At 72.7% G+C, this 25,014-nt stretch carries 22 protein-coding genes, 1 other RNA gene and 2 pseudogenes; 22 read left to right on the forward strand and 3 right to left on the reverse strand.

The features are described from left to right. Positions 1-32 precede the first annotated feature (32 nt). Entirely contained in the window at positions 33-3,158 is a 3,126-nt protein-coding gene (locus ACGFMP_RS05110) for an FtsK/SpoIIIE domain-containing protein (protein ID WP_393670375.1), read from the reverse strand. A 617-nt stretch (positions 3,159-3,775) separates the two neighbouring features. Here ACGFMP_RS05110 and ACGFMP_RS05115 point away from each other — a divergent pair. From ACGFMP_RS05115 to ACGFMP_RS05135, 5 genes and pseudogenes are all read left to right on the forward strand, one after another. Continuing rightward, the gene (locus ACGFMP_RS05115; protein ID WP_393670376.1) at positions 3,776-5,641 is read left to right on the forward strand and encodes a serine/threonine-protein kinase; all 1,866 of its coding nucleotides are present in this window, start codon (positions 3,776-3,778) and stop codon (positions 5,639-5,641) included. A gap of 367 nt (positions 5,642-6,008) precedes the next feature. After that, positions 6,009-7,283 (forward strand): annotated as a pseudogene (locus ACGFMP_RS05120) (serine/threonine-protein kinase); the annotation flags it as partial. A 1,012-nt stretch (positions 7,284-8,295) separates the two neighbouring features. Next, entirely contained in the window at positions 8,296-9,414 is a 1,119-nt protein-coding gene (prfB, locus tag ACGFMP_RS05125) for a peptide chain release factor 2 (protein ID WP_393670377.1), read from the forward strand. A gap of 239 nt (positions 9,415-9,653) precedes the next feature. Further along, positions 9,654-10,346 (forward strand): LPXTG cell wall anchor domain-containing protein, encoded by a 693-nt coding sequence (locus ACGFMP_RS05130; RefSeq protein ID WP_393670379.1) that lies wholly within the window; start codon positions 9,654-9,656, stop codon positions 10,344-10,346. A 97-nt stretch (positions 10,347-10,443) separates the two neighbouring features. Then, positions 10,444-10,578 (forward strand): annotated as a pseudogene (locus tag ACGFMP_RS05135) (hypothetical protein); the annotation flags it as partial. Positions 10,579-10,667: 89 nt separating this feature from the next. Here ACGFMP_RS05135 and ACGFMP_RS05140 read toward each other — a convergent pair. Continuing rightward, positions 10,668-10,841: a hypothetical protein gene (locus ACGFMP_RS05140; protein ID WP_393670381.1), complete on the reverse strand. Its 174-nt coding sequence runs from the start codon at positions 10,839-10,841 to the stop codon at positions 10,668-10,670. Between the two features lie 31 nt (positions 10,842-10,872). Between ACGFMP_RS05140 and ACGFMP_RS05145 the strand changes: the two genes are divergently transcribed. From ACGFMP_RS05145 to ACGFMP_RS05185, 9 genes are all read left to right on the forward strand, one after another. Continuing rightward, entirely contained in the window at positions 10,873-12,039 is a 1,167-nt protein-coding gene (locus ACGFMP_RS05145) for a polymorphic toxin-type HINT domain-containing protein (RefSeq protein ID WP_393670382.1), read from the forward strand. A 31-nt stretch (positions 12,040-12,070) separates the two neighbouring features. Beyond that, entirely contained in the window at positions 12,071-12,526 is a 456-nt protein-coding gene (locus ACGFMP_RS05150) for a hypothetical protein (RefSeq protein WP_393670384.1), read from the forward strand. Between the two features lie 135 nt (positions 12,527-12,661). Continuing rightward, positions 12,662-13,087 carry a DUF3710 domain-containing protein gene (locus tag ACGFMP_RS05155; RefSeq protein WP_393670385.1) on the forward strand — a complete coding sequence of 142 codons (426 nt, stop codon included), beginning with the start codon at positions 12,662-12,664 and terminating at the stop codon, positions 13,085-13,087. A gap of 109 nt (positions 13,088-13,196) precedes the next feature. After that, complete coding sequence (locus tag ACGFMP_RS05160) at positions 13,197-13,499, forward strand: hypothetical protein (RefSeq protein WP_393670386.1); 303 nt, start codon at positions 13,197-13,199, stop codon at positions 13,497-13,499. Further along, entirely contained in the window at positions 13,496-13,984 is a 489-nt protein-coding gene (locus ACGFMP_RS05165; protein ID WP_393670387.1) for a hypothetical protein, read from the forward strand. Before ACGFMP_RS05160 ends, ACGFMP_RS05165 begins: the two co-directional genes overlap by 4 nt. A 54-nt stretch (positions 13,985-14,038) precedes the next feature. Continuing rightward, a complete protein-coding gene (locus ACGFMP_RS05170) occupies positions 14,039-14,425 on the forward strand; it encodes a VOC family protein (RefSeq protein WP_393670388.1) in 387 nt (128 codons plus the stop codon). A gap of 217 nt (positions 14,426-14,642) precedes the next feature. Continuing rightward, on the forward strand, positions 14,643-15,242 hold the full coding sequence (locus ACGFMP_RS05175; RefSeq protein WP_393670389.1) for a sulfite oxidase-like oxidoreductase: 600 nt from the start codon (positions 14,643-14,645) through the stop codon (positions 15,240-15,242). Then, positions 15,212-15,967 (forward strand): ferredoxin reductase, encoded by a 756-nt coding sequence (locus tag ACGFMP_RS05180; protein ID WP_393670390.1) that lies wholly within the window; start codon positions 15,212-15,214, stop codon positions 15,965-15,967. Before ACGFMP_RS05175 ends, ACGFMP_RS05180 begins: the two co-directional genes overlap by 31 nt. Position 15,968: 1 nt before the next feature. Then, positions 15,969-16,259 carry a DUF6510 family protein gene (locus ACGFMP_RS05185; RefSeq protein ID WP_393670391.1) on the forward strand — a complete coding sequence of 97 codons (291 nt, stop codon included), beginning with the start codon at positions 15,969-15,971 and terminating at the stop codon, positions 16,257-16,259. Positions 16,260-16,495: 236 nt separating this feature from the next. On the opposite strand, the gene ACGFMP_RS05190 is transcribed toward ACGFMP_RS05185, so the two are convergent. Next, positions 16,496-16,687 carry a hypothetical protein gene (locus ACGFMP_RS05190; RefSeq protein ID WP_033176262.1) on the reverse strand — a complete coding sequence of 64 codons (192 nt, stop codon included), beginning with the start codon at positions 16,685-16,687 and terminating at the stop codon, positions 16,496-16,498. A gap of 282 nt (positions 16,688-16,969) precedes the next feature. Between ACGFMP_RS05190 and ftsE the strand changes: the two genes are divergently transcribed. From ftsE to ACGFMP_RS05230, 8 genes are all read left to right on the forward strand, one after another. After that, complete coding sequence (gene ftsE / locus ACGFMP_RS05195; RefSeq protein WP_393670392.1) at positions 16,970-17,659, forward strand: cell division ATP-binding protein FtsE; 690 nt, start codon at positions 16,970-16,972, stop codon at positions 17,657-17,659. A gap of 51 nt (positions 17,660-17,710) precedes the next feature. Beyond that, on the forward strand, positions 17,711-18,628 hold the full coding sequence (ftsX, locus tag ACGFMP_RS05200; RefSeq protein WP_393670393.1) for a permease-like cell division protein FtsX: 918 nt from the start codon (positions 17,711-17,713) through the stop codon (positions 18,626-18,628). Between the two features lie 87 nt (positions 18,629-18,715). Then, positions 18,716-19,975 carry a S41 family peptidase gene (locus ACGFMP_RS05205; protein ID WP_393670395.1) on the forward strand — a complete coding sequence of 420 codons (1,260 nt, stop codon included), beginning with the start codon at positions 18,716-18,718 and terminating at the stop codon, positions 19,973-19,975. An 18-nt stretch (positions 19,976-19,993) separates the two neighbouring features. After that, positions 19,994-20,473: an SsrA-binding protein SmpB gene (gene smpB / locus ACGFMP_RS05210; RefSeq protein WP_393670396.1), complete on the forward strand. Its 480-nt coding sequence runs from the start codon at positions 19,994-19,996 to the stop codon at positions 20,471-20,473. A 172-nt stretch (positions 20,474-20,645) separates the two neighbouring features. Then, positions 20,646-21,015, forward strand: a transfer-messenger RNA (tmRNA) gene (ssrA, locus tag ACGFMP_RS05215). Between the two features lie 191 nt (positions 21,016-21,206). Continuing rightward, a complete protein-coding gene (locus ACGFMP_RS05220; RefSeq protein WP_393670397.1) occupies positions 21,207-22,571 on the forward strand; it encodes a nitrate/nitrite transporter in 1,365 nt (454 codons plus the stop codon). A 133-nt stretch (positions 22,572-22,704) separates the two neighbouring features. Continuing rightward, positions 22,705-23,874: a uroporphyrinogen-III synthase gene (locus tag ACGFMP_RS05225; protein WP_393670398.1), complete on the forward strand. Its 1,170-nt coding sequence runs from the start codon at positions 22,705-22,707 to the stop codon at positions 23,872-23,874. A 465-nt stretch (positions 23,875-24,339) separates the two neighbouring features. Then, positions 24,340-24,921: a CGNR zinc finger domain-containing protein gene (locus ACGFMP_RS05230; protein WP_393670400.1), complete on the forward strand. Its 582-nt coding sequence runs from the start codon at positions 24,340-24,342 to the stop codon at positions 24,919-24,921. The last annotated feature ends 93 nt before the right edge of the window (positions 24,922-25,014 follow it).

Here is a 25,014-nt window from a genome sequence, read left to right on the forward strand (position 1 = left end):
GAGCCCTCAGCGGTGCGCGGGGGAACCCGGATTCACCGGGCGGCTTCGGCCTCCGCGGCCCGCTGCAACGCGCTGGCCAGCAAAGCAAGATCAGTCGGCCCGTTGCCCAGCTCGCGGACCTGGCGCCGCGCTGGCGGATCCCCCATCCGCTCCCACTCCAGCCCCACCACCGTCGGCCGCAGGGTCGCCGTGCGCGGGATGCGCCCGCTGACCCGCCCGGCCTGGAAGGCCGTCACCGCGCCGCCAGGGCGGCGCAGATAACCGCGCCCGGGTACGGCCTCGTCGAGCCCGGCCGGGTCCTCGACGTGCACCAGCAGGGCTGCGGACTCCGTGTCGGCCATCCGCAGCGCGACCCGCAGCGGCGCCCGCTCGTCCGCCTCCGTGCCCGCGGTCCGCTCCGGCCGCCCCGTCGAGGCGACGAGGTGGACGCCGAGGCGCTCGCCGTCCCTGGCGACGGCCTCGACGGCCCGGACGACGCTGCCGGCCGCAGGCCGGCCCGGGGCGCCGAGCGCGGGGGCGACGAGCGCGTCGAGGTCGTCGACCAGCACCACAAGCCGCGGCAGCGCCGGCGGCGGCGCGGCGGGCGCCTCCTGGCGGCCGCCCTGGTGCGGCACGCTCGCCGCGACCAGCCGCTCCGCGTGCCACGCCGCGAAGGACCGCCCGCCGAGCACCCCCTCGCGCCGCTTCAGCTCCGCGCTGAGCGCCTGCGCGAACTCCCGCATCCGGACCGGGTCGGAGGCCACCAGATGCGCGCTGACGTGCGGCAGGTCGGCGCAGCCCGCCAGCCCCTCGCCGCGCTCCTGCCCCGCGCCGTCCAGCAGGATCAGCACGAGCCGGTCGGGACGCTCGCCCGCGGCGAGCGCCGCCGCGAGGGACCGCAGCAGCTCCGTCTTGCCCGCGCCCGGGGCGCCGCCGACCATCAGGTGCGGCCCCTCGGCGACGAGGTCCACGGCCACCCGGCCGCCCGCGCCCGCCCCTGCGCCGAGCACGGCGGCGGCTGACGGCGCCGCGGCCGGAGCGGCCGCCCAGCGCGCCGCGATCTTCGCCGGTGTGGCCAGCGCGAGGTCCAGCTCGTCCAGCAACCGCACGGCGGCGGGCAGCGCGTGCCGCGACCCGGCGCCCGGCGCGTCCGCGTCGGCCTCACGCAGCGGGGCGAGCGCCCGCGCGAAATGCTCGGCCCAGGCCGCGGACACCGCGTCGAGCACGATCTCGTCCGCGCCTTCCGCGTCCGCCGGGCCCCGCGGATCGCCCGCGGGCTCGACCAGCAGAGTCGTCGCCACGTCACCCGACAGCCGGGCGACCACCCCGCCGTCCACGACGGGCCGCTCGCCCGGCTCGGTCAGGGACAGCACATGGATGCCGGCGGCGGGCCCTGCCGCGGCGATCCGCGCGACACTCTCGCGCAGCGCGGCCGACCCCGGGTCGCCGTCGACCACCAGCAGCGAATACGCCCCCTGGCCGCCGGCGCCCGCGGAGCCCTCCTCGATCCTGCGCAGCAGCTCGGCCGTGCGCGCCTGCGCCTGGTCCCGGTCGAAGGCCAGCAGCAGCCGGCAGTCCTGGCCGCGGGACGGGCGCAGGTGCGGCAGCCAGTTCAGCCACGACCACTCCTCGGCCCGCTGGTCGGCGGGCCTGGCCCGGTCGGCGCTGAGCAGCACGACCTCGAGGGTGCCGGGGGAGTGCAGGGCGCACAGCTGGGCCAGCACGGCGCGGGCGAGCCCGGCCAGCCGGGGCCGCGGCCCGGCGAGGGTCAGCGCCGAGGTGCGGGGCTCGCGCAGGTCCACGGTGAAGGGCACCCCCGCCAGCCGCCGGGTGCCGTGCTCGGAGGGCAGGTCGGCGGTGCCGAGCCGCACGGTCATCGCGTCCGGGTGCCCGGGCGCCCGCTCCCACAGCCGCCTGCCGGGGCCGAGCGCCATGAGCAGCACGGCCGCCGGGTCGGGCCAGCGCTCCCGCAGCGCCTCCGCCTCACCCCCGGTGTACGCCTCCTCGCCCTCCACACGCCCTGCGCCGCCGAGCCGCCGCCTCGCCCAGGCCCCTATCGAGCCCACGACGCCGTTTCTGCCGCCCTGGCCGGTGCCGGGCCGTCGCGCCTGCCCGGTGTCCCGCCGCCCGTCCTGCGCCGCGGAACCGTCCGGGTGCCCGGCCGCCCCGGGAGGGTCCGGGGGACTGCCCTGCCGCCCGGTGTGGGCGTCCCGCGGCTGTACCTCGCCGGATTCCGCGCCGTCCTGCGGGGCCGCCGGGCGGCCTGCGGCCTCCGTGCCGGCCGCCCCGCCGGTGTGCGATCCGCCGCTGCCGTCGCCGGGCGGCCTGCGGTCGGCGCGGGCAGGCCCGGCCTCCTGGCCGCCGCCGCCCGGCTGCCCGGGAAGGGCGTGGACGTCGTGCGGCGCCGCGGGCGGCTGTGAACCGTCCCGCTGCGCCGGCACCGCCGCGTGGGTCCTGGTCGCGGCCTCGGGCCACGGGGCGTCGCGCAGCGACACCCGCAGGTGCCCGTCGGAGTCGGGCTCTGCCGGCAGCGGAGCCGGGGCGGCCGAGCCGGAAGGTTCGAGCCTGAGCGTGGACTCGCCCAGGTGCAGCAGCGCGCCGGGGGGCAGCGGCACCGGCTGCGGGCCGACCGGGCGGCCGCCCAGCGTCGTACCGTTCGTGGAGCCCAGATCGGCGACGGTGAGCCCGCCGTCGGGGCCGAAGGCCACCTCGCAGTGCAGCCGCGAGACGTCCGGGTCGTCCAGCGGTACGTCCGCGTCGGCCGAGCGCCCGATCGTGGCCCTGCCGCCGGGCAGCAGGTGGACGCCGCCCGCGTCGGGCCCGCCGACCACCAGCAGCCGTGCGACGTCGGCGGACGGGCGGCCGTACTCCCCGAAGCTGCCGTACTGCCCGTGGTCGTGCGGCTCGCCTGGCCGGCCGGTGGAGGCGTGCAGCGACAGGACGGCGCCGTCGACCAGCGGGGGCACCCCGAGCACGGCGGTGGGTGCCACGCGTTCCTGCCCCACGTACAGCGCCACGGAGGACCCGGCGGAGCGGCCCGGCTGCCCGGAGCCCGCGGCGGAGGCGAGCGCGCCGGCCACCGAGCCCAGCACGGTGCCCGCGGGCGCGGTGACGAGCACGTCACTGCCGCGGGCTGCCCGGCCGCTGCGCGGCCCGAGGACGGTCAGCCGGATCTGCATCTCGTCCGCGGTCCCTTCTGCCCGGGCACGCGGCGGGAAGACCCCTCCCGGACCGCGCACGAGCGCGTTGACACTGACACCTGACCGACCGCGTACCGGACCGGACGCTTCCGGCGGCGCGCAGGCACGAGCGGCAGGACCGCCCCCCGCCGCCCCACCGGACCGTACGGGGTGCATCCTCCCACTCGCCACCGACATCCCGACGCCGGTACCGCCCCCGTTGATCTTGCCCTGCCGCGGAACGGGCCACTCACCTGGCACTCACCTCAGGCCCACCGGCCGCGGCCGGGCCCGAAGTGACCTGATCCGGCCGTTCCGCGGCCGCCACGCGGTCCCCGGGCGGGGGATCGACGGCGGGCCGCCGAGCGTTCACGGGCAGGACAGCGCCCCTGCCCGAGCCGGACCGGCGGCGGTTTCCTGCGAGGCCCGTGCGGCGGCCCGGCGGAAGGCGTCCCACCGGTGACGGGCCCGCGGCCACGCAACCGCGGACCCCTCCGCGGCGTCCTACCCGGGAATCCCGGCGGCGCTGTCCGGCCACTGTCCGCCGCACGGCACTACGCTTGGCCGGAATCGGGCACCGCGAGGGCCCGGTCACTACGGAGCAGGGAGCGCATGACGTGCGGCCGGTAGGCAGCAAGTACCTCCTGGAGGAGCCGCTCGGACGCGGCGCCACGGGCACCGTCTGGCGTGCCCAGGTGCGCGACGAGGCGGGCACCACCGTCGCGGTCAAGGTGCTCAAGGAAGAGCTGGCCGGCGACCCCGACGTGGTGATGCGCTTCCTGCGCGAGCGGTCGGTGCTGCTCCGGCTGCGCCACCCGCACATCGTGCGGGTCCGCGACCTCGTCGTCGAGGGCGATCTGCTCGCCCTGGTGATGGACCTCATCGACGGTCCCGACCTGCACCGCTACCTGCGCGAGAACGGCCCCTTCACCCCGGTCGCCGCCTCCCTGCTGACGGCGGCCGTCGCCGACGCGCTGTCCGCCAGCCACGCCGACGGCGTCGTGCACCGCGACCTCAAGCCCGCCAACGTGCTGCTCGCCACCCACACCGGCGAGGACGGCAGCGAGCGGATGCACCCGATGCTCACCGACTTCGGCATCGCCCGCCTCGCCGACTCGCCGGGCGTCACCAGGACCCACGAGTTCGTCGGCACACCCGCCTACGTCGCGCCCGAGTCCGCCCAGGGCCGCCCGCAGACCTCCGCCGTCGACGTCTACGGCGCCGGGATCCTGCTGTACGAGCTGGTCACCGGGCGCACCCCCTTCCACGGCGAGAACGCCATCGAGGTGCTCCAGGCCCATCTCAACCAGCAGCCGCGCCGCCCCAGCACCGTGCCGGAACCGCTGTGGACGGTCATCGAGCGCTGCCTGCGCAAGGAGCCCGCACAGCGGCCGAGCGCCGACAGCCTGGCCCGCGCGCTGCGGGTGGTCGCGGCGGGCGTCGGCGTGCACGCCAGCCCCGCGGCGGCCGAGGCGGCACTCGGCGTGGGCGCGCTGCTGGCCCCCGACGAGACGCCCACGCTGGTGCCCGGCACCGGCCAGGGCCCGCAGGGCGCCGGGCACGGCGACGCCGACCCCACCCAGGTGCTGCCCTCCGGCCAGGGCGGCGGCTCCTACGACCCGAACGCCGCGACCAGCGTGCTGCCCTCGGGCGGCGACCGCTCCGAGCGGCCCGCCGCCGACGGCACCCGCATCCTGCCGCCGGTGCCGGGCGGCCACCCGCAGCCCGCGCAGGCGCAGGGCCCGCACCCCTGGGAGTCGCAGCTCAGCGCGGCCCGGCAGCGCAACGACCAGACCGAGGCGCGCTACCTGCCGCCGGAGATGGACCCGCTCTTCCGCCGCCCCCGCCGCCAGCCGGGCCAGCCGAGCCAGCCGGACCAGGGCAGGCCCGGCGCGCAGGGCCAGGGACAGGCACAGGGCCAAGGCCAGGGGTACGGCTACCCGCAGCAGCAGCAGCAGTACCAGCAGCAGGGCGGCGGCCAGGGCTACGGCTATCCGCAGCAGCAGGGACCCTCGCAGCAGCCGCGCCAGCAGCAGCCTCAGCAGCAGCCGCGGCAGCAGTCCAGGCCCGCGCAGGCCTACGAGCCCAGGCAGCAGCCGCAGCCGCAACGCTACGAGCCCCAGCAGCGCCCGCCGGCCCCGGCTCCCGAGCCGCGGCAGCGGGAGCCGCGGCGGGGCAGCGCCAACCCGGTCAAGATCCCGGGCCTCGGCTGCCTCAAGGGCTGCCTGACGGTGATCCTGGTGATCATCGTGCTCTTCGTCGTCATCTGGTACACCACCCCGCTGCCCGACTGGGTCGACAGCACGCGCAACCTGTGGGACGCGACGTCGAGTTGGGCCCATTCGGCGTGGGACAAGCTCTCCTCGATCACCGGCGACTCCGGCGGTGGCCAGGGCAGCAACACCCCCGACCTGAACAACACGCCCGACCTGAAGGGCCTCACCGGCGGCCTGCCCGGCAACGGGCTCACCGGCAACGGCTGACCGGGAGTCACCCCGCCGGGAGTCACCCCAGCCGGTGCGGCGGCACCGGGATCCGGCGTACCGGGATCGGCCGCACCGGGAGCAGGCGGGACGGGCGCACCGTGAGTCCCCTTCGTCCCGCCCGTCCCGTGCCGCACCCGCCCTGGTTTCGTACGCCCGTACGCACCCCCGCCCGCGTACGGCGGACCCCTTCGCGCGCCCGTTCCGGCGGCCACCTTGGGGATTTGTCGACTTCCGAAGGGTGATTTCTCGTGCAGAACGCCTACTCACCGGCCTCCCGTACCCCGAACGGCCCCCGATCCGCGTAGCTTTGTCGCCAACGCTTGGTCGCCCACGCGACGGACCGCCGGAGGAGTCGGAGCAAGCCTTGGCCAGGAAGATCGGCAGCCGCTACACCGCCCACCAGGTGCTCGGGCGGGGATCCGCGGGCACGGTGTGGCTCGGTGACGGCCCCGAGGGCCCTGTCGCCATCAAACTCCTGCGCGAGGACCTGGCCTCCGACCGGGACCTGGTCGGCCGTTTCGTGCAGGAGCGCACCGCCCTGCTGTCGCTTGACGACCCGCACATCGTCGGCATCCGCGACCTGGTGGTCGACGGCGCCGACCTCGCCCTGGTGATGGACCTGGTCCGCGGCACCGACCTGCGCTCCCGACTTGAACGCGAACGCCGGCTCGCCCCCGAGGCCGCCGTGGCCATCGCCGCGGACGTCGCCGACGGGCTGACCGCCGCGCACGCCGCGGGCGTCGTCCACCGCGACGTCAAGCCGGAGAACGTCCTGCTCGACTCCGCCGCCCCCGCCGGCCCCGGCGGGGCGCCGCCCGCGCTGCTCACCGACTTCGGCATCGCCCGCCTCGTCGACTCCCCGCGCCGCACCCGCGCCACCCGGATCATCGGCACCCCCGACTACCTGGCCCCAGAGATCATCGAGGGCCTGCCGCCGCGCGCCTCGGTCGACATCTACGCCCTCGCCACCGTGCTCTACGAACTGCTGGGCGGCTTCACACCCTTCGGCGGCGGCCACCCGGGCGCCGTCCTGCGGCGGCACGTCACCGAGGCCGTACAGCCGCTGCCGGGCCTGCCCGCCGAGCTGGAGCGGATCCTGACCGCCTGCCTCGCCAAGGCGCCCGCCTCCCGGCTCACCGCGGGCGAGCTGGCCGCCAGGCTCCGCGACCTGCTGCCCCGGCTCGCGGGACTGCCCGCGCTGGACGTGGCCGCGCCCGGTGACGGGGGCGACGAGGGCGGGTACGGCGAGGGGGACGAGGAGCCGCCGCCCGTCGCGCCTCCTGCCGCCCCCGCCGCGCCGCCGGGCCGCGACCGCAGGAGGGGCGCGGTTCCGCTGGTGCGGGGCGCGGCCCCCGACTCCAGCCGGGACACCCACACCAGCATCAAACTGCCCACCGCGGAGGAACTGGCCGGCTTCGGCGCCTCCTCCCGCGCCGCCGCCAAGGGCCGCGCCTCCGCGCCCGGGCGGCCGGCCAGCCCGCGGCACCGCGCGGTGTCCGACGCCGTGCGGCAGCGCCGGATCCGGTTCGCCGCCGCGGCCGCCGCCGCGCTCGCCGTGGCCGGCATCGGCGGCTGGAGCATCGCCTCGGCGGGGTCATCAGGCTCCGCAGGCCCCGGCACGTCACGCGACGACGCCCCGCCCCCGACCGACACGGCCCCCGCGACCACGCACAGGGCCACCACCCCCGCCGCCCCCACCGCGGGCGCCGACGCCCCGCAGAGCCGTACCGGGCAGCCGATCGCGCTGCCGCACTGGTCCGCCTTCCAGGGCGTCCCCGCCGCCGGGGTCCCGCTGGTCGGCGGCCCGCGCGCGCTCGTCGCCGACGGTGCCACCTACGTCTTCGCCCGCGGCCAGGACAAGAACATCTGGTACGTGGTCCGCGACGGCTCCGGCTACGGCCCGTGGCACAAGCTCGGCGGGATAAGCGTCGCCGACGACCCCGCCGCGGTCTCCGCCAAGGCCGGGCACATCGACCTGTTCGCGGTCGGCACCGACGGCCTGCTCTACCGCAGGACCATGACCGGCACCCACTGGAACTCCTGGTCCCAGGTCGACGAGCGCACCCACTTCGACGCCGCCCCCGCCGCCGCGTCCTCCGAGCCCGGCAGGATCGACCTGGTCGGCAGGGTCGGCGGCGACCTCGTCACCGCCTCCCTGGTCGGCAGCCGCTGGAACGCCTGGGCCGTCGTGCCCACCGCGGGCCGTATCACCGCCGCCCCCGCCCTGGTCTCCAGGGCCCGCGGCACCCTCGACGCGTTCGTCGTGCGCAAGGCGGACGGCGCCGTCCTGCAGCTGCCCTGCTCCGCAGGCGCCTGGCGGCCCGCCACCGTCGTCCGCGGCCTGGACGCCAGTGCCCGCCCCGACGCGGTCGCCGCGGGCGGCCGCCTCTACGCCTTCGCGCCCGGCGGCCAGGCCGCGGTCGCCCCCGACGCCGACTGGTCGGCCGCCCCGCTGCCCGGCACCGCCACCGCGCTGGGCGCGGCGGCCGCCACACCGCACACGCTGGAGATCTTCACCCGCACACCGTCCGGCACCCTCAGCCGGGCGACAGCCTCGGTATGACCGGCCCCCGGCCCCGGCGCGAGGCCTGACACCGCCCGCCCGGTGCCGACCGGGGCGGTAGGTTTCGGCCAGCCGGTAGGCTGGACCCGTGGCAATCGTCGATGTATCCGAAGAACTGAAATCCCTGTCCTCGACCATGGGGTCGATCGAGGCCGTCCTCGACCTCGACCGGATGCGGAACGACATCGCCGCGCTTGAGGAGCAGGCCGCCGTGCCGTCCCTGTGGGACGACCCGGAGAACGCGCAGAAGATCACCAGCCGGCTCTCCCACCTGCAGGCCGAGCTGCGCAAGGTCGAGACGCTGCGCGGCCGTATCGACGACCTCGGGGTGCTCTTCGAGCTCGCCGAGGCCGAGGACGACGCGGACACCCGCGCCGAGGCCGAGGCCGAGCTGGAAGAGGTCCGCAAGTCGCTGGACGAGATGGAGGTCAGGACCCTGCTGTCGGGCGAGTACGACGCCCGCGAGGCCCTGGTCAACATCCGCGCCGAGGCCGGCGGCGTCGACGCCGCGGACTTCGCCGAGCAGCTCCAGCGGATGTACCTGCGCTGGGCCGAGCGCCACGGCTACGCGACCGAGATCTACGAGACCTCGTTCGCTGAGGAGGCCGGCATCAAGTCGACCACCTTCGTCGTCAAGGCCCCCTACGCCTACGGCACCCTCTCCGTCGAGCAGGGCACCCACCGACTGGTGCGGATCTCCCCCTTCGACAACCAGGGCCGCCGCCAGACCTCCTTCGCCGGCGTCGAGGTCCTGCCGGTCGTCGAGCAGAGCGACCACGTCGAGATCGACGAGTCGGAGCTGCGCGTCGACGTCTACCGCGCCTCGGGCCCCGGCGGCCAGGGTGTCAACACCACGGACTCCGCGGTGCGCATCACCCACATCCCCACCGGCATCGTCGTCTCCTGCCAGAACGAGCGCTCGCAGATCCAGAACAAGGCCAGCGCCATGAACGTCCTCCAGGCCAAGCTGCTCGAACGCCGCCGCCAGGAGGAGCAGGCCCTGATGGACTCCCTCGGCAAGAGCGACGGCGGCAACTCCTGGGGAAACCAGATGCGTTCGTACGTCCTGCACCCCTACCAGATGGTCAAGGACCTCCGCACCGACCACGAGGTCGGCAACCCCCAGGGCGTCCTCGACGGCGACATCGACGGCTTCATCGAGGCGGGCATCCGCTGGCGCAAGTCCCGGGAGAAGACGGCGGCTTGAGCCGCTGTGACGCTGTTCATGTCACAGACCTGTGGAGAAGTACCGGGCACTCTGGGGTAATTGGCACATTGTGTGCTTAATGACCTTGACGGTGCCGGGGAAAGCCGCGAGGGTGTTGCGCGGCATGCGCATGTTTGAGGCGTCAGCGCACGGGGGCGAGCGTTGAAGATTCCCTCCAGTGACAACCCTCACCCTGCCTGCGCAGCCCGAAGCAGACATCTACTGGGGGTACTTGACTCATGAGCAAGCGCAACACGCGGCTGCGTGTCGCCCGCATAGCCGCGGCGGCCGTCATAGCCGGCGGCGCCTCCCTGACGGCCGTGGGCGCGGCCCAGGCAGTATCGAACGACGGCGCGCCGAGGTCGCCGATCTCCGTTCTGGACGGACCTTCGCAAGCCACCATCAACGGCACGGACGCGGGACCGACGGGCGAGCCGACGACTGCCCCGCCGACGGACCCCACGACGGACCCCACGACGGATCCGACCACGGACCCGACCACGGATCCCACCACGGACCCGACGACCGACCCCACGACGGATCCGACCACGGACCCGACCACGGATCCCACCACGGACCCGACGACCGACCCGACGGGTGAGCCGACCACACCTGGCCAGCCGTCCACCGGCACCACCAGCGGCAACGCCAACGGTGGCTCCTCCTCGAACCCGACGTCGCCGAGCGGTACCAACCCGAACGGCAACAACAACACCTGCACCCTGACCGGGGACAGTGTCGACTGCGGTAACAACAACCCCAGCACCGACAACACCCAGCAGGTCCCGCAGGGCGACACCACGAGCCAGCTCGCCGAGACCGGCTCGAACGGCACGACCTTCCTGCTGATCGGCGCCGCGACCCTGATCGCCGGCGGCATCGGCTTCCGCTTCAGCCCGCGCCTGGCGGCCGGCCGCCGCAACGTGGCCTGACGCACAGCACGCACAGGCACCATAGGGGCGGGGCCGGAACGCACGACGCGTTCCGGCCCCGCCCTCTGTGCGCTGAGCGCCGTCAGGGCGTGGCGACCTGCGGGGGCACGAGTACCGTCAGATCGTCGCCACCACCGGCCGCTTCCTGACCCCAGACCCGATCCTCGCACCAGGCGACCCGCAGTCGCTGAACGCCTACGCCTACTCGGACAACAGCCCCGTCACGCTGTCCGATCCGAGCGGAAACCAGCCGGAGGACTGCCTCTACTACGAGTGCCACTACCACAACGGCCAGTTCGTCTTCGGCGACAAGCGGGCGCATCAGCCGGGCAGCGGCAACGACAGCAGCGGTGGCGGCGGCGGGTCGAGCAAGCCAAGCGCGTCCGCGAGCACCCAGAAGGCGCACGACGATGCCGCGGCCGCCCAGCGCGCCGCCGACACCGCGAACCACGTCGCCGCCGCGGCCAGGGCGCACAAGGAGGGCCTGGTCAGCAAGATCGTCCACCTGGTCGGCGACCTCATCGGCGTGAACGACGCGATCAGCTGCTTCACCGAGGGCAACGTGATGGGCTGCATCAACACAGCCCTCGGCAGCGTCCCGTGGACGAAGGTCTTCAAGGCCTTCAAGGTCGGGGTCAAGGCGTTCAAGGTCTGGCGCGAGGTGGAGAAGGCGGAAAGCCTCGTCAAGGACACCCAGGAAGCGGTGAACGTCGCGGAAGACGTCCTGGCCGCGAAACGTGAGGCTGCCTCGGCGGCGGCGATGAACGACGCGGACGCCGCGGCGGACGCGGCCGCGAAGGAGGCCCCGAGCCCGGCGCCGTCATGCTCCGTGCACAGCTTCCTCGCCGACACCCCGGTCTCCCTGGCCGGCGGGGAGACGAAGGCCATCTCCCAGTTCAAGGCGGGTGACACGGTCCAGGCGACCGACCCGCAGACCGGCGTGACCCGCCCGGAGAAGGTCCTCAAGGTCATCGTCACCCACACCGACCAGGACTTCACCGACCTCACCCTGACCACCGACGACGCCCGGCCCAACGCCCCGCCCGCCCACCTGACCACCACCTGGCACCACCCCTTCTGGGACGCCACCCACCACCGCTGGACCGACGCCCAGTCCCTCACCCCCGGCACCCACCTCCGCCAGCCCGACGGCACCACGGTCACCGTCGCCACGGTCCGCAACTACCACCGCCAAGCGGTCACCTACGACCTCACGGTCGCGGACCTCCACTCGTACTATGTCCTGGCGGGGGCCACGCCGGTCCTGGTCCACAACTGCGGTGGAAGTAACGTCGGTGGGACGCATGGCAGCCTGAAGCCGGCGAACCAGCCGGGCTTTAACGGCCCCCAAGAGATCAATCACATGCCGCAAGATGCCTCGACCGGAAGTGCCATCTCGTACGGCAAGGGACCGGCAATCCGGATGGAAAAGGCGGACCATCGGCAGGTGTGGTCGACGGGGCAGGGCAGTCGCGCGGAGCCCAAAGCCTGGAGGATGATGCAGACGGATCTCGTAAACTCCGGCCGCATCGATGCAGCCATGATGAATGACATCAATGACGTCCTTACGCGCTTCCCCGGAAAGTACAACAACGCCATCGGCGATATGATTGGCGGCCTAAGTGGAAACGCGCAGTACCAAGCGCTGCGCGGCGTCCCTCAACAAGTTCACGTGCAACTGACCCTGTGGTAGGCCACCGCAGGTACCGTCCTGGAGGCGATTCATGGTCATCGATCTCGACCCTCCCCGGGGATTTGGCAGCCTGCAGATCGGCATGCCGATCGAAGCCGCCGAGCAGGCCCTCAGGGAACTGCCGGGGTTCGTTCCCCCCGCAGTGGGGGAGGTCAGGAATAAGGGATTTGCTCACTATGACTCCCAGCTGTCGATTTCTCTTGATTTCGATCCCCGTGGAGTAGTGCGTGCCATTGAGCTGTTCCGCCCCGACGAAAACGTTCAGGTCACCTTCCGCGGACTGTCTCTGTTCGAGGAACCTGCCGACGTCGTTATCTCGCGGCTATCCGAAATGTTCCAGCTCGAAATCGAAGACGATGGGTTGAATGTTATGGCTCCCGACGTCTTCATCGGGCTTTGGAGAAGGACACTTCCCGAGATCTCTGGCGATGACGATGGGCGGTACTTCGAGTCGGCGCTTATCGCTGCACCCGGGTACGGGGCGTAGGTAATTTGGGAACAAAAGCAGAGGAAGTGGGAAAGTCTCGCTAATTCCTGTGATGGCTGGCCTATGTTTTTTCGATGCGGTGGTTCCGTCGTGCGGAACGGGGAGACATCAGGTCCTGACGTCAGGTTGGACCCGATGGACGCCCGTGGCGGAGGCACGGTTGTCGCGGTGACCCTGTTCGGGGAGCGGACGGCACTGCAGTTGCAGGCGTTCCGGGCTTCTGTCGAACGGCCCTGGGACATCGTCCGGGGCCAACTCCGCGATGCTGTGCTCGCTTCCGGCGGTACGGCGACGGAGTGGGCGGGCGCGGTCGGGAGCGAGGTCAGGGCCGAGCAGCCGGTGCGCAAGAGGGACGGCTCGGCCGACGTGATGGCCGTGCGGTTCATCGGATCCGACGGACCGGGCTGGCTGTTGCGCGGCTTGGTCTGTGGTGAAGGGGCACAGCCGGGAGGTGTCGAGGAGTGGCCTTACGAGGTCTTCCGGGACACGGTGGTGAACGCCGGGTTCTCGCAGGGTTCCCCAAGCGACATGCTCGCACTGCGCTGGCCACCCGCGCGGTGAGGGTGCCCCGGAAATGCGGGGGCGTGCGGTCGAGGTGGGGAGAGAGCCGGTCGCACGCTCGTGGCCGGGTCGGTTGCCCGTGCGTCCTACGGCGTCATACGCTGTGGCCATGGCGAAGCACCGCATGACTCTGACGCTCGAGGCGGAAGAAGAGGAAGCGATCCGGGCAGCCGCTGATGCCATGGGGCTGGACCTGTCCGCGTTCCTCCGGATCGCCGCGCTCGCGGAGGTGGCGCGGATGGACCGCGTAACCCAGGGCTTCGCGGAGATCGACCGGCTCAACCAGGCGGCCGAGGAGGCGCCGGCCGCGGACATGCCGGAGAGTTCGCCGGAGCAGACCTCCGCTGTGGACGCGTTTCTGGACGCGGCCGATGCGGAAGCCGCCCGGCGCACGCGTGGCGCTGCCGCGTGACGGTCTGTGTCTACGACACGGGTGCGCTGATCGCGCTGGAGCGGCGTGACCCCGACGCCCACGAGTTCCACAACCGGCTTGTGGCGCGGCCCGGGCAGCATCCCCCTGTCGTGCTGGTGCCAGTGCTCGCGCAGGCGTGGCGTCCCCAGCCGGGTCACTGGACGGCGCTGAGCCGCGTCCTGCCCACCTGCACCGTCTTCGCGGCCGACCGCACACCTCCGGCGTGCGGGGTGTGCATGGCAGGGCACACCGTCGATGACGCCAAGCGTGCGGGAGCGGTCGCCGCGGTGGCCTCACTGCCCGCCAGGAAGCGTCCCGATGCCGTGGACGCCCTTGTCGCGGTCGTGGCCGGACGCCATGAGCAGGCGATGATCGTCACCTCTGATCCCGATGACCTGTGCGCCTACCGCGACGCACTCGGACCGATCGGCCGCGGCGTCCTTGTGGTGCCGGTGGATTCGCTTGCCAAACCGTACTTTCTGTAAGGAGCCCTCGCCGGCCGGTGGCGTTTCGGGCCGGAATCGGGGAGGCTCGCGCGCATGGTTTCAGTGGTGCAGAACGTGGCGATCGACTGTGCGGACGCGTATGAGCTGGCGCGGTTCTGGAGCGGGGTGACCGGGCGGCCGTTGCATCCGGAGGACTTCCCGGGCGACCCGGAGGCCCAGGTGCTGCTGTCGGAGGACGGGCCGGTGCTGCACTTCAACCAGGTGCCGGAGGCCAAGACGGGCAAGAACCGGATCCACCTGTGCCTGCGCCCCGAGACCTCGCGGGATGAGGAGGTGGAGCGGCTGCTGGCTCTCGGCGCGGCCTTCGTCGCCGATCACCGCAAGCCCGACGGTTCGGGCTGGGCGATCCTCGCGGACCCCGAGGGCAACGAATTCTGCGTGCTGCGCAGCGCGTCCGACCGGGCGGCGATGGAAGCCTGACGCTCGGCGCCGGTCGCCCGTCGCGGGCCCCCGCGGTGCGTCGCGGCGGGCGGCCACGACTGGCAGCCTCGGAGGGCCGCGCCTAGCGTGGGCTGGAGACGCTTCGCCGCATGCCGGCGCACGCGCCGTCCGCCGCACCGGCGCGGGTCGGCGCGGGTCCGGACGCCGGTGGATCAGGTATCTCGCGGGCCCGGCCCGCTGGAGGTCGACAGCGATCATGCCCATCGTTTCGCGCGGATTCCACGGCCGACGGCCCGAGCCGGGGCACAAGCTGCCTCCCGGGCAGTACGAGACCCATGACTTCCCTGTGCTGTCGGCGGGGCCGACACCGCGGGTGTCCCGGGAGGACTGGGAGTTCTCGGTCGCCGCGGAGACCGGTGAGCGTCGCACCTGGTCGTGGGCGGACCTGATGGCGCTGCCCAGCCAGCGCCCGACGGTGGACCTGCACTGCGTGACCAAGTGGTCGAAGTTCGGCACCGACTGGGAGGGCGTCTCGGTGGACACCCTGCTGGAGGGCGTCGGGTCGGCGGCGGAGTACGCGCTGGTGCACTCCTACGGCGGCTACACCACCAACCTCCCGCTCGAGGACCTGCGTGACGGCCAGGCCTGGATCGCCTTCCGCTACGACGGCGAGGACCTGGCGCCCGAGCACGGCGGCCCGGCGCGGCTGCTCGTGCCGCACCTCTACCTCTGGAAGTCCGCGAAGTGGGTGCGCGGGATCGAGCTCCTCCTGAACGACGAACCGGGGTTCTGGGAGAGCGCCGGCTACCACGACTACGGAGACCCATGGCGCGAGCAGCGGTACCAGGGCGACTAGCGACGCGGCTGCGCTGGCAGGCGGCCGAGCTGCTGGAGCGGCGTGCGGAGACCGCCTCCGCGCAGACGCTGCTCCTGGACGTGCCCGGCTGGGCCGGAAGCCTGCCGGGCCAGCACGTCGACGTGCGGCTCACCGCGGAGGACGGTTACAGCACGCAGCGCAGCTACTCCCTCGCGTCCACCCGGGACGACGGCAAGGTGGAGCTGACCGTGCAGCGGATCGGGGACGGCGAGGTGTCGCCGTATCTGACCGACGTCCTTGAGGTCGGCGACCTGATCGAGATCCGCGGGCCGGTGGGCGGCTGGTTCGTGTGGCGACCGGAGCAGACGGAACCGGTGCTGCTGATCGCGGGCGGCTCTGGTCTCGTGCCCCTGATGGCCATGATCAGGACCCGGGACGCGGCGGGCAGCCGGGTGCCCTTCCGGCTGCTGTATTCGCTGCGGGAGCCCGCCGACCGCCTGTACGCGGCGGACTTGGACCGCGGCTCTCCGGGCCTCGACGTCACCTACATCCACACCCGCGCCGCCCCCGAGGGTTCGCCCCGGCCTGCCGGTCGCCTCACCCCTGAGGACCTGGCGCAGTGGGGGTGGCCCGCGGACTTCGAACCCACGGTCTACGTCTGCGGGCCCACCGGCTTCGTGGAGGCGGCCGCGGTCCAGCTGCTGGCCCTGGGCCACGACCCGCAGCGCATCCGCACCGAACGCTTCGGCCCCAGCGGAGGTTGAGATGACCACGACCGTGCCCGAGGACGGCCACGACGACTACCTGGACGGCAACGCCCTGGCGGGCCCGCTGTCGGAGCTGTTCGCCGTGGACGTGACCGCGGCGGTCAGCCGCTGCGCGCACTGCGGCTCCACCGGCCCGGTGGCCGGCCTGCGGGTCTACGCCCGCGGGCCCGGCCTGACCGCCCGCTGCTCCACGTGCTCCGGCGTGGTGCTCCGCCTGGTACGCGGCAGCGACACGGCATGGCTGGACATGCGGGGCGCCGTCACCGTCGCGGTCCCGCTGGCGGACTGATCCACCTGGCTGTCCTGCCCGGGGCCGTCCACCCGGGCAGCAGCGGGGAGCGCCGCGCGAGGAGCGCAAAGGAAGAGGAGCGAGGAGCGCGAAGGGTGTGAGTAAGGAGTGCAAAGGGAGCACCGGCCTGGCGCGCGGTGAGGGTCGACGCCTACCACGGGATGCTCATTCCGGCGAGTCGCCGGGAGGTGTGGTCACGGGGTACACGAGGGCGCCCGATCCCGGGCGCGGGCGGGTCACGCCGTGGCGTGCTCCACGACCAGGACGACGGCCAGGAGGGCCACAAGGAGGGCAATCAGTGCCGCGGGCGATATCGAGGACCAGCCCGGCTCCTGCTGCATGCGGGCGCGGTTGGCTCGGCAGACGGGGCAGCGGCCTTCGGCCACCGGGCCGGAACAGTTCGCGCACACCAGCCGATCGACTGTCATGGTGATCTCCTCACTCCGTCCGGTGAACGCTACCGGTGGGTGAATCGTTCCCGAGGGGGGTCTGCTCCAGTCCTCCGGGCGGCACCGCGTACGTAGTATCCACTGTCCCAGGTTCCCGGGCACCGTGCCCGCGGGACGGCAGGAGTGGGAATGACGGGCTTGCCCGAATATGCCCTGTGGGACGGCCCACCAACCCGCTACGACGACTGCGCACGACTTGCGCTGTCGCGTAGTGTCGCCCTCATCCCCTGTCCGCTCTCCCCGCAAACCCCTGGTGCGAACGTGATCCGATTCGACAACGTCACCAAGACATACCCCAAGCAGAACCGTCCCGCGCTGCGGGATGTGTCGCTGGAGATCGAGAAGGGTGAGTTCGTCTTCCTGGTCGGCTCGTCGGGCTCGGGCAAGTCGACGTTCCTGCGGCTCATCCTCCGTGAGGAGCGCACCGACACCGGCATGGTGCACGTGCTCGGCAAGGACCTGGCCCGGCTGTCGAACTGGAAGGTCCCGCACATGCGGCGCCAGCTCGGCACGGTCTTCCAGGACTTCCGGCTGCTGCCGAACAAGACGGTGGCCCAGAACGTCGCCTTCGCGCTCGAAGTGATCGGCAAGGCCCGCGGCACCATCCGCAAGACGGTGCCCGAGGTCCTCGACCTGGTCGGCCTGGCCGGCAAGGAGGACCGGATGCCGGGTGAGTTGTCCGGTGGTGAGCAGCAGCGGGTGGCGATCGCCCGCGCGTTCGTGAACCGGCCCATGCTGCTGATCGCGGACGAGCCGACGGGAAACCTCGACCCGCAGACGTCGGTCGGCATCATGCGGCTGCTGGACCGGATCAACAGGACCGGCACCACCGTGGTGATGGCCACCCACGACCAGAACATCGTCGACCAGATGCGCAAGCGCGTCATCGAACTGGAGAAGGGGCGGCTGGTTCGCGACCAGTCGCGCGGTGTCTACGGCTACCAGCACTAGCCGGCAGGCCGCAGGACACCGTCCCCCCTTCCGAAAGGAACCTCGACCCCCATGCGTCTCCAGTTCTTCCTGTCGGAGATCGGCGTCGGCCTCCGTCGCAACCTGACGATGACCTTCGCCGTGATCATCTCCGTGGCGCTCTCGCTCGCCCTCGCCGGTGGCGCCCTGCTGGCCAACAAGCAGGTCGACTCGATGAAGGGCTACTGGTACGACAAGGTCCAGGTCACCGTCTACATGTGCAACAAGAGCGACGCGGGCTCCACGCCCAGCTGCGCCAAGGGCGCGGTGACCGACGACCAGAAGAAGCAGATCCTCGCGGACCTCAAGAAGCTCCCGATCGTGGAGAAGGTCTACTACGAGAGCGCCGAGGGCGCCTACAAGAACTACCAGCAGCAGTTCAAGAACTCGCCGATGGCCGCCTCCATCACCCCCGACCAGATGCCGGAGAACTACCGGGTCAAGCTCAAGGACCCGACGAAGTTCACCGTCATCGCCAGCGCCTTCCAGGGGCGTCCCGGCGTGCAGTCGGTCGAGGACCAGCGGGCGGTGCTGAAGAACCTGTTCTCGCTGCTGAACGGTATGACCACCGCGGCATACGTGGTGCTGGCGTTCATGCTGACCGTCGCGATGCTGCTGATCATCAACACCGTGCGGGTGTCGGCCTTCAGCCGCCGCCGGGAGACCGGCATCATGCGGCTGGTGGGCGCCTCCAGCTTCTACATCCAGATGCCCTTCATCATGGAGGCGGCCTTCGCCGGCCTCGTCGGCGCCGCGGTCGCCTGCGTGATGCTGCTCGGCGGGCGGTACTTCATGATCGACGCCGGCCTCAAGCTCCAGGACAAGATCCCGCTGGTGTCCTTCCTCGGCTGGGACTCGGTCGTCCAAGTGCTGCCGCTGGTGCTGCTGATCGGCTTCCTGATGCCCGCGCTTGCCGCGTTCATCGCGCTGCGGCGGTACTTGAGGGTCTGACCGGGCCCGGCGCGATGGCTCGCCGGGCCGTCCGGCGGTCGTCGTTTCTTTCCGTACGACGACCGTTTCTGGCCTAGACTTCCCGCCATGTCCGGCCCGTTGCTGTTCGGGACGCCCCGCCGCATCCGCCGCGGGGCGACCCTGACGTTGGTCTTCGGCACCCTGCTCGCCACCGGCGCCGCGGCGGGCAGCCTGGCGGAGCCCCAGCAGCGGCCCAGGAGCCGTATCGCGGCCGCCCCGGCCGCGGAATCCGGCCACGACGGCGCCAAGACGGCGCCCACGGACGGCGCGAGCGGTGCCGCCGACGCCAAGGCCCCCTCGAACAGGGCCGGTACGGACGCCGACCGCGTACCGGTCGACAGCGAACGCATCGCCCAGGAGATCGCCCAGGGCAAGGTCGGCGCGAAGACCGTGCAGAAGCTGGTCAGCCGCAGCGGCGACCGCTGGTCCTCCTTCTACACCGCGCAGGAGTACGCCGGCCTCCAGGAGGCGCTGGACGGGCGCTACGTGGGCGTCGGCCTGTGGGTGCGGCGGATCGACGGCGGCCGGATCCAGATCGCCCGGGTGCAGTCGGGCAGCCCCGCGCAGCGCGCGGGCATCCGGGTCGGCGACGTGCTCGACTCCATCGACTCCACCATGTGCAACGGCCTCGCCGTCACCGAGGTCGTCGCCGACCTGCGCGGCGGCAACGTGCCCGGCAGCACCGTCACGCTCCGCATGCGGCGGGCGGACCGCGACTGGACCGTCACCATGCAGCGGGCCACCCTGGCCACCGAGGCGGTCACCGTCAGCAGCCCCGGCGGCCAGGACGGCCCCACCGACATCGCCATCGACGCCTTCACCCTGGGCACCGGCGAGCAGGTGCGGGCCGCGGTGCGGACCGCGAAGCACGGGGTGCTGCTCGACCTGCGCGGCAATTCCGGCGGCCTGGTCGAGGAGGCCGTCTCCGTGGCGTCCGCCTTCCTCGACGGCGGCCTCGTCGCCACCTACGACGTGCACGGCCGGCAGCAGGCGCTGTACGCCACCGCCGGCGGCGCCAGCTCCGAGCCGCTGGTCGTGCTGGTGGACGGCGGCACCATGAGCGCCGCCGAGATGCTGGCGGGGGCGCTCCAGGACCGCGGCCGGGCGGTCGTCGTCGGCTCGCGCACCTTCGGCAAGGGCTCGGTGCAGATGCCCAGCACGCTGCCGGACGGCTCGGTCGCCGAGCTGACCGTCGGCCACTACAGCCTGCCGGACGGCCGCGGCGTCGACGGCCGGGGCATCGAGCCCGACGTCCAGGTGACCGGCGGCGAGGATCCCGCCGTCGAGGCACGCGAAGTAATCGCTGGCCTGGGCACCCCCTCCTAGTGGGAGAATGACGGGGCTATGGCAAAAGAGACCGGTCGCAAGATCATCGCGCAGAACAAGAAGGCGCGACACGACTACCTGATCCTCGACACCTACGAGGCAGGCCTGGTGCTCACCGGCACCGAGGTCAAGTCGCTGCGCATGGGCCGCGCGTCGCTCGTCGACGGCTTCGCCCAGCTCGACGACGGCGAGGCGTGGCTGCACAACGTGCACATCCCCGAGTACACCCAGGGCACCTGGACCAACCACTCGGCGCGCAGGAAGCGGAAGATGCTGCTGCACCGCGCCGAGATCGAGAAGCTGGTCCACAAGACCCAGGAGACCGGCCACACCATCGTGCCGCTGGTGCTGTACTTCAAGGACGGCCGGGTGAAGGTCGAGATCGCGCTCGCGAAGGGCAAGAAGGAGTACGACAAGCGCCAGACGCTGCGGGAGAAGCAGGACCGCCGTGAGTCGGACCGCGCGGTCTCCGCGGCCCGCCGCCGCCAGCGCTCCTGACCGGTCAGGCGACCGCGGGCCCGAGTACGACCCGGCGCGGCTGACCCGTACAGCTGACCCGTACGGCCGACGCCGCGGGAATACGCTGGCCGTGCCGCGCGCTGATCACGTACGATGGAGTCAGCAGCACCGGGCCATGGTGAGCCCGGTGTGCACATTGAAAACACCACATGGGGATGATCGGTTTCGACTGGGGATGTCGAAGCAGGGGAAGCGAGCCGAGGAAGCGGCAATGATCTCGTTAACCATATGTCGCAACCAATAATCGCCAACACCAAGCGCGATTCCTTCGCCCTCGCTGCCTAAGTAGCGACTTGCGAAGTGTCAGCCCGGGGGTGATCCCGACCCGGATCCTGGCATCATCAAGGGATCTAAACTTACCGGACCGGTCGCGGGTCCGGTAAGGAAATCAAACAGTGACTGGGCCCGTCGGCGGCTTGTCCGCGTGACTGCCGGGGCCGAGAAAAGCACAGCGGACTGCGCTCGGAGAAGCCCTGATTCCGCACCACAGGACGCGGGTTCGATTCCCGCCATCTCCACTCATCCCATGCGCCGGACGGCGCCTCCCAGCCGGGGGGCGCCGTTCGGCGTTTCCGGCCTCACAACGCCCCTCCGCACCGAATGAGGTCGCGGTTGCGCTCATGTGACCTGCGAGCACGAAGAGGTAACGTGCCGTGCCTACTGTCGGGGCAACACCCGGCAGCAGGCGGGAACCAGGTCACAGGGAGGCACCATGAGTCGATGGACCGGCCGGTGGATCGAGCAGTGGGACCCCGAGGACGAGAGGTTCTGGCGCGAGGGCGGCGGCAGGCAGGTCGCGCTGCGGAATCTGGTCTTCTCCGTGCTGTCCGAGCACATCGGCTTCTCCATCTGGAGCCTGTGGTCGGTGATGGTGCTGTTCATGGGCCCCGAATACCACGTGGATCCCGCGGGGAAGTTCTTCCTCGTGGCGATGCCGACGCTGGTCGGCGGGGTGCTGCGGGTGCCGTACACCTTCGCGGTGGCGAAATTCGGCGGCCGCAACTGGACGATCGCCAGCGCGCTGCTGCTGCTGATCCCGACCGTCACCGCGGCCGTCGTGATGAAGCCCGGGGTCTCCTACGGCACCCTGATGGTGGTCGCGGCCCTCACCGGCGTCGGCGGCGGCAATTTCGCCTCCTCCATGACCAACATCAACTCCTTCTACCCGCTGCGTGAGAAGGGCTGGGCGCTCGGCCTCAACGCCGGCGGCGGCAACATCGGCGTCGCCGCGATCCAGCTGGTCGGCCTGCTGGTCATCGCGACAGCGGGCGCCGGCCACCCCCGGGTCGTCCTCGCCGTGTACATCCCGCTGATCGTGGTCGCCGCCGCGCTCGCCGCGCTCTACATGGACAACCTCACGGCGGTCAGCAACGACACCGGGGCCGCGATCGACGCCGCGAAGGACCCGCACACCTGGATCATGGCGATCCTCTACATCGGCACCTTCGGCTCCTTCATCGGCTACAGCTTCGCCTTCGGCCTCGTGCTGCAGAACCAGTTCGGCCGCACCCCGCTGCACGCCGCCTACCTGACCTTCATCGGACCGCTGCTCGGCTCGCTCATCCGCCCGCTCGGCGGCCGGCTCGCCGACCGCTTCGGCGGTGCGCGGATCACCCTGTGGAACTTCCTGGCCATGGCCGCCGCGACCGGCGTCGTCGTCATGGCGTCGCAGCAGAAGTCGCTCGGCCTCTTCCTGCCCGGCTTCATCGCGCTGTTCGTGCTCAGCGGCCTCGGCAACGGGTCCACGTACAAGATGATCCCCGGCATCTTCCAGAAGAAGGCCGAGGCCAAGGGCCTCACAGGGGAGGCCGCGGCAGCGCACGGGCGGCGGCTGTCCGGCGCGTCCATGGGCCTGATCGGCGCGGTCGGCGCGCTCGGCGGAGTCGGCATCAACCTGGCCTTCCGCGAGAGCTTCCTCGACACCAAGTCCGGCACACCCGCCTTCGTGTCCTTCCTGGCCTGGTACGGGATCTGCTTCGTGGTCACCTGGGCCGTATACCTGCGACGGGCGGCGGGCCCGGCGGCCGGCGCCGAGCAGAGCGCCCCCACCGGCGCGGCAGCCTACGCGGAGGTGTGAGCGGGGCGGACAGGTACGTAACACCCGGGAAATCCCGGCGAACCGAACCCGTCACCCCGCCTTGCGACGATGCCGGTACCCGGCGGGGTGGCGGGACGCGAACGGAAATCCGGCAGCAGAGTGGGGCGGAACGATGCAGGCGCAGCAGGCGAGCGGGAACGGCGGACCCGGGGCGGTCGCACCGCTGGCGGGATTCACCGTCGGAGTGACGGCGGCCCGCCGCGCCGACGAACTGGCCGCGCTCCTCGAACGGCGCGGCGCGGCCGTGCTGCGGGCACCGGTGCTGCGGATCGTGCCGCTGCCCGACGACGCGGAGCTGCTGGCCACCACCAAGCAGCTGCTCGACGACGCACCCGACATCGTCGTCGCCACCACGGCGATCGGCTTCCGCGGCTGGATCGAGGCCGCCGACGGGTGGGGGCTCGGCGACGCGCTGCTGCGGCGGCTGGCAGGCGTCGAACTCCTCGCCCGCGGCCCGAAGGTACGCGGCGCGGTCCGCGCGGCCGGGCTCACCGAGGCGTGGTCGCCCGCCTCGGAATCCATGGCGGAGGTGCTGGAACGGCTCCTCGAGGAGGGCGTCGACGGGCGGCGCGTCGCCGTGCAGCTGCACGGGGAGCCGCTGCCCGGTTTCATCGAGTCCCTGCGGGTGGCCGGGGCGCGGGTGGTGGCCGTACCCGTCTACCGCTGGATGCCGCCGGAGGACCTCGGGCCCGTCGACCGGCTGCTCGACGCGGTGTTCGCGCGCTCGCTCGACGCGGTGAGCTTCACCAGCGCGCCCGCGGCGGCGTCGCTGCTGGGCCGCGCGGGCCAGCGCGGACGGCTCGACGACCTGATCACCGCCTTCCGGCGTGACGTGCTCGTCGCGTGCGTCGGGCCGATGACGGCGATGCCGCTGCAGGCGCACGACGTGCCCACGCTGCAACCCGAGCGGTTCAGGCTCGGGCCGCTGGTGCAACTCCTCGCCAGGGAGCTGCCGGGGCGGGTACGCCCGCTGCCGGTGGCCGGCCACCAGGTCGAGATCCGCGGGCAGGCGGCTGTCGTGGACGGCACCCTGCGGCCGGTGCCGCCGGCCGGGATGGCCCTCCTGCGGGCCCTCGCCCGGCGCCCCGGCTGGGTCGTCTCCCGGGCCGACCTGCTGCGCGTGCTGCCGGGGGCGGGGCGGGACGAGCACGCCGTCGAGACGGCGATGGCGCGGCTGCGCACGGCCCTGGGGTCGCCGAAGCTGATCCAGACGGTGGTCAAGCGGGGCTATCGGCTCTCCCTCGACCCGCACGCCGACAAATACGCCTCGGACGCCGTCTGACCCCTCCCGGCCGCGCCCGGACGACGCCGCACCCGGCGCCTCGGGGGACACCGCGCCCGCGCCCCGGGGGTGCCTCCCCCGAGTACGGCGTTCGTGGCCGTCGCCACGACGCTGCTCCGCGGGCCAGGCATTGCCCGCCGCGGTCGCGCCGGTACCCCCTTCCGAGCGCCGCGACCCGCCGGGCGCCCGGCCCCCGGGCCCCGCCCGGCTCAGCCCCGAGGTATCGCCTGGGGGCACCCACCGGCGTGCTGCCGAGGGCACCCGGGAGCCCGGGGAGGAGCCGGGTCCGGCCACGGCGGGGCGGTGCCCGCCGGGAGAGGCCGTCATCCGTGGCCGGGAGCGGGGGAGCCGCATTTGCCGGCCGGGGAAGGGGCAGAAGCTCACGGCACGGTGATGCAGGGTTCTAGCCCCCGACCGGGAGGTACCGGCACTCTGGGGGCGGCGACGGATGAGAGGGAGGGGGCGATGGGGGAGTTGAGGTTCGACGGGGGGCGGGTGTGTCTTGACCTGGTGGCGACGCGGATGGCGCGACCCGTGGGAGAGCGGCTCGACCGGGTCGAGCGCGTGGTCGATTGGGTGTACGGCACGGGGCTGGTCCCGCGGGGGACACCGGTGGCCGCGGACCAGGACTGGGCGCGGGGCCTGAAGGACCTCCGCAGGCACCTGGAGGCGTTGGTGGCCGCCCAGCTCGCCGGCACCGCACCGCCGCCGGAGGCGGTGGCCGGGCTGAACGAGGCCGCACAGGCCGCCGCCCCGCCCGCACCGCGGGCCGTGGTGGGCGACGACGGCGCCCTGACCAGGGCACTGGCGGCGCCACTCGACGCGGCGGGCCTGCTCGCTGCCGTGGCGCGGGACGCGGTGGACCTGTTCACCGACCCCCTCGCCCGCTCCCAGTTGCGCCGCTGCGAGGGCGAGAACTGCGCCCTTGTCTACCTGGACACCTCGAGGGGGCGCCGCCGCCGGTGGTGCAGCAGCGAGGTGTGCGGCAACCGGGAGCGGGTCGCCCGGCACCGCCGCCGTACGGGACCGGCGCTGCGCAACGCCTGACGGTGACTCCCGCGGGGCGAATTCGCGGACCTTGCCGGAGGCGCCGGGTGGGCAGAAGCGCGCAGGTCGCGTACGGTTGCAGGCTGCCCCTCG

This window comes from Streptomyces sp. NPDC049040 (genome assembly GCF_043197715.1).
Classification (GTDB): domain Bacteria; phylum Actinomycetota; class Actinomycetes; order Streptomycetales; family Streptomycetaceae; genus Actinacidiphila.

Excerpts from the sequence above, each read along its gene's own strand:
- ACGFMP_RS05110 (WP_393670375.1), bottom strand. The coding sequence starts at position 3,158 with ATGCAGATCCGGCTGACCGTCCTCGGGCCGCGCAGCGGCCGGGCAGCC.
- ACGFMP_RS05160 (WP_393670386.1), top strand. The coding sequence starts at position 13,197 with ATGGCGAAGCACCGCATGACTCTGACGCTCGAGGCGGAAGAAGAGGAA.
- ACGFMP_RS05130 (WP_393670379.1), top strand. The coding sequence starts at position 9,654 with ATGAGCAAGCGCAACACGCGGCTGCGTGTCGCCCGCATAGCCGCGGCG.
- ACGFMP_RS05190 (WP_033176262.1), bottom strand. The coding sequence starts at position 16,687 with ATGACAGTCGATCGGCTGGTGTGCGCGAACTGTTCCGGCCCGGTGGCC.
- ACGFMP_RS05180 (WP_393670390.1), top strand. The coding sequence starts at position 15,212 with ATGGCGCGAGCAGCGGTACCAGGGCGACTAGCGACGCGGCTGCGCTGG.
- ACGFMP_RS05150 (WP_393670384.1), top strand. The coding sequence starts at position 12,071 with ATGGTCATCGATCTCGACCCTCCCCGGGGATTTGGCAGCCTGCAGATC.
- ACGFMP_RS05185 (WP_393670391.1), top strand. The coding sequence starts at position 15,969 with ATGACCACGACCGTGCCCGAGGACGGCCACGACGACTACCTGGACGGC.
- ACGFMP_RS05205 (WP_393670395.1), top strand. The coding sequence starts at position 18,716 with ATGTCCGGCCCGTTGCTGTTCGGGACGCCCCGCCGCATCCGCCGCGGG.
- ACGFMP_RS05170 (WP_393670388.1), top strand. The coding sequence starts at position 14,039 with ATGGTTTCAGTGGTGCAGAACGTGGCGATCGACTGTGCGGACGCGTAT.
- ftsX (WP_393670393.1), top strand. The coding sequence starts at position 17,711 with ATGCGTCTCCAGTTCTTCCTGTCGGAGATCGGCGTCGGCCTCCGTCGC.
- ACGFMP_RS05155 (WP_393670385.1), top strand. The coding sequence starts at position 12,662 with ATGGACGCCCGTGGCGGAGGCACGGTTGTCGCGGTGACCCTGTTCGGG.
- ACGFMP_RS05230 (WP_393670400.1), top strand. The coding sequence starts at position 24,340 with ATGGGGGAGTTGAGGTTCGACGGGGGGCGGGTGTGTCTTGACCTGGTG.
- ACGFMP_RS05175 (WP_393670389.1), top strand. The coding sequence starts at position 14,643 with ATGCCCATCGTTTCGCGCGGATTCCACGGCCGACGGCCCGAGCCGGGG.
- ACGFMP_RS05220 (WP_393670397.1), top strand. The coding sequence starts at position 21,207 with ATGAGTCGATGGACCGGCCGGTGGATCGAGCAGTGGGACCCCGAGGAC.
- smpB (WP_393670396.1), top strand. The coding sequence starts at position 19,994 with ATGGCAAAAGAGACCGGTCGCAAGATCATCGCGCAGAACAAGAAGGCG.
- ACGFMP_RS05225 (WP_393670398.1), top strand. The coding sequence starts at position 22,705 with ATGCAGGCGCAGCAGGCGAGCGGGAACGGCGGACCCGGGGCGGTCGCA.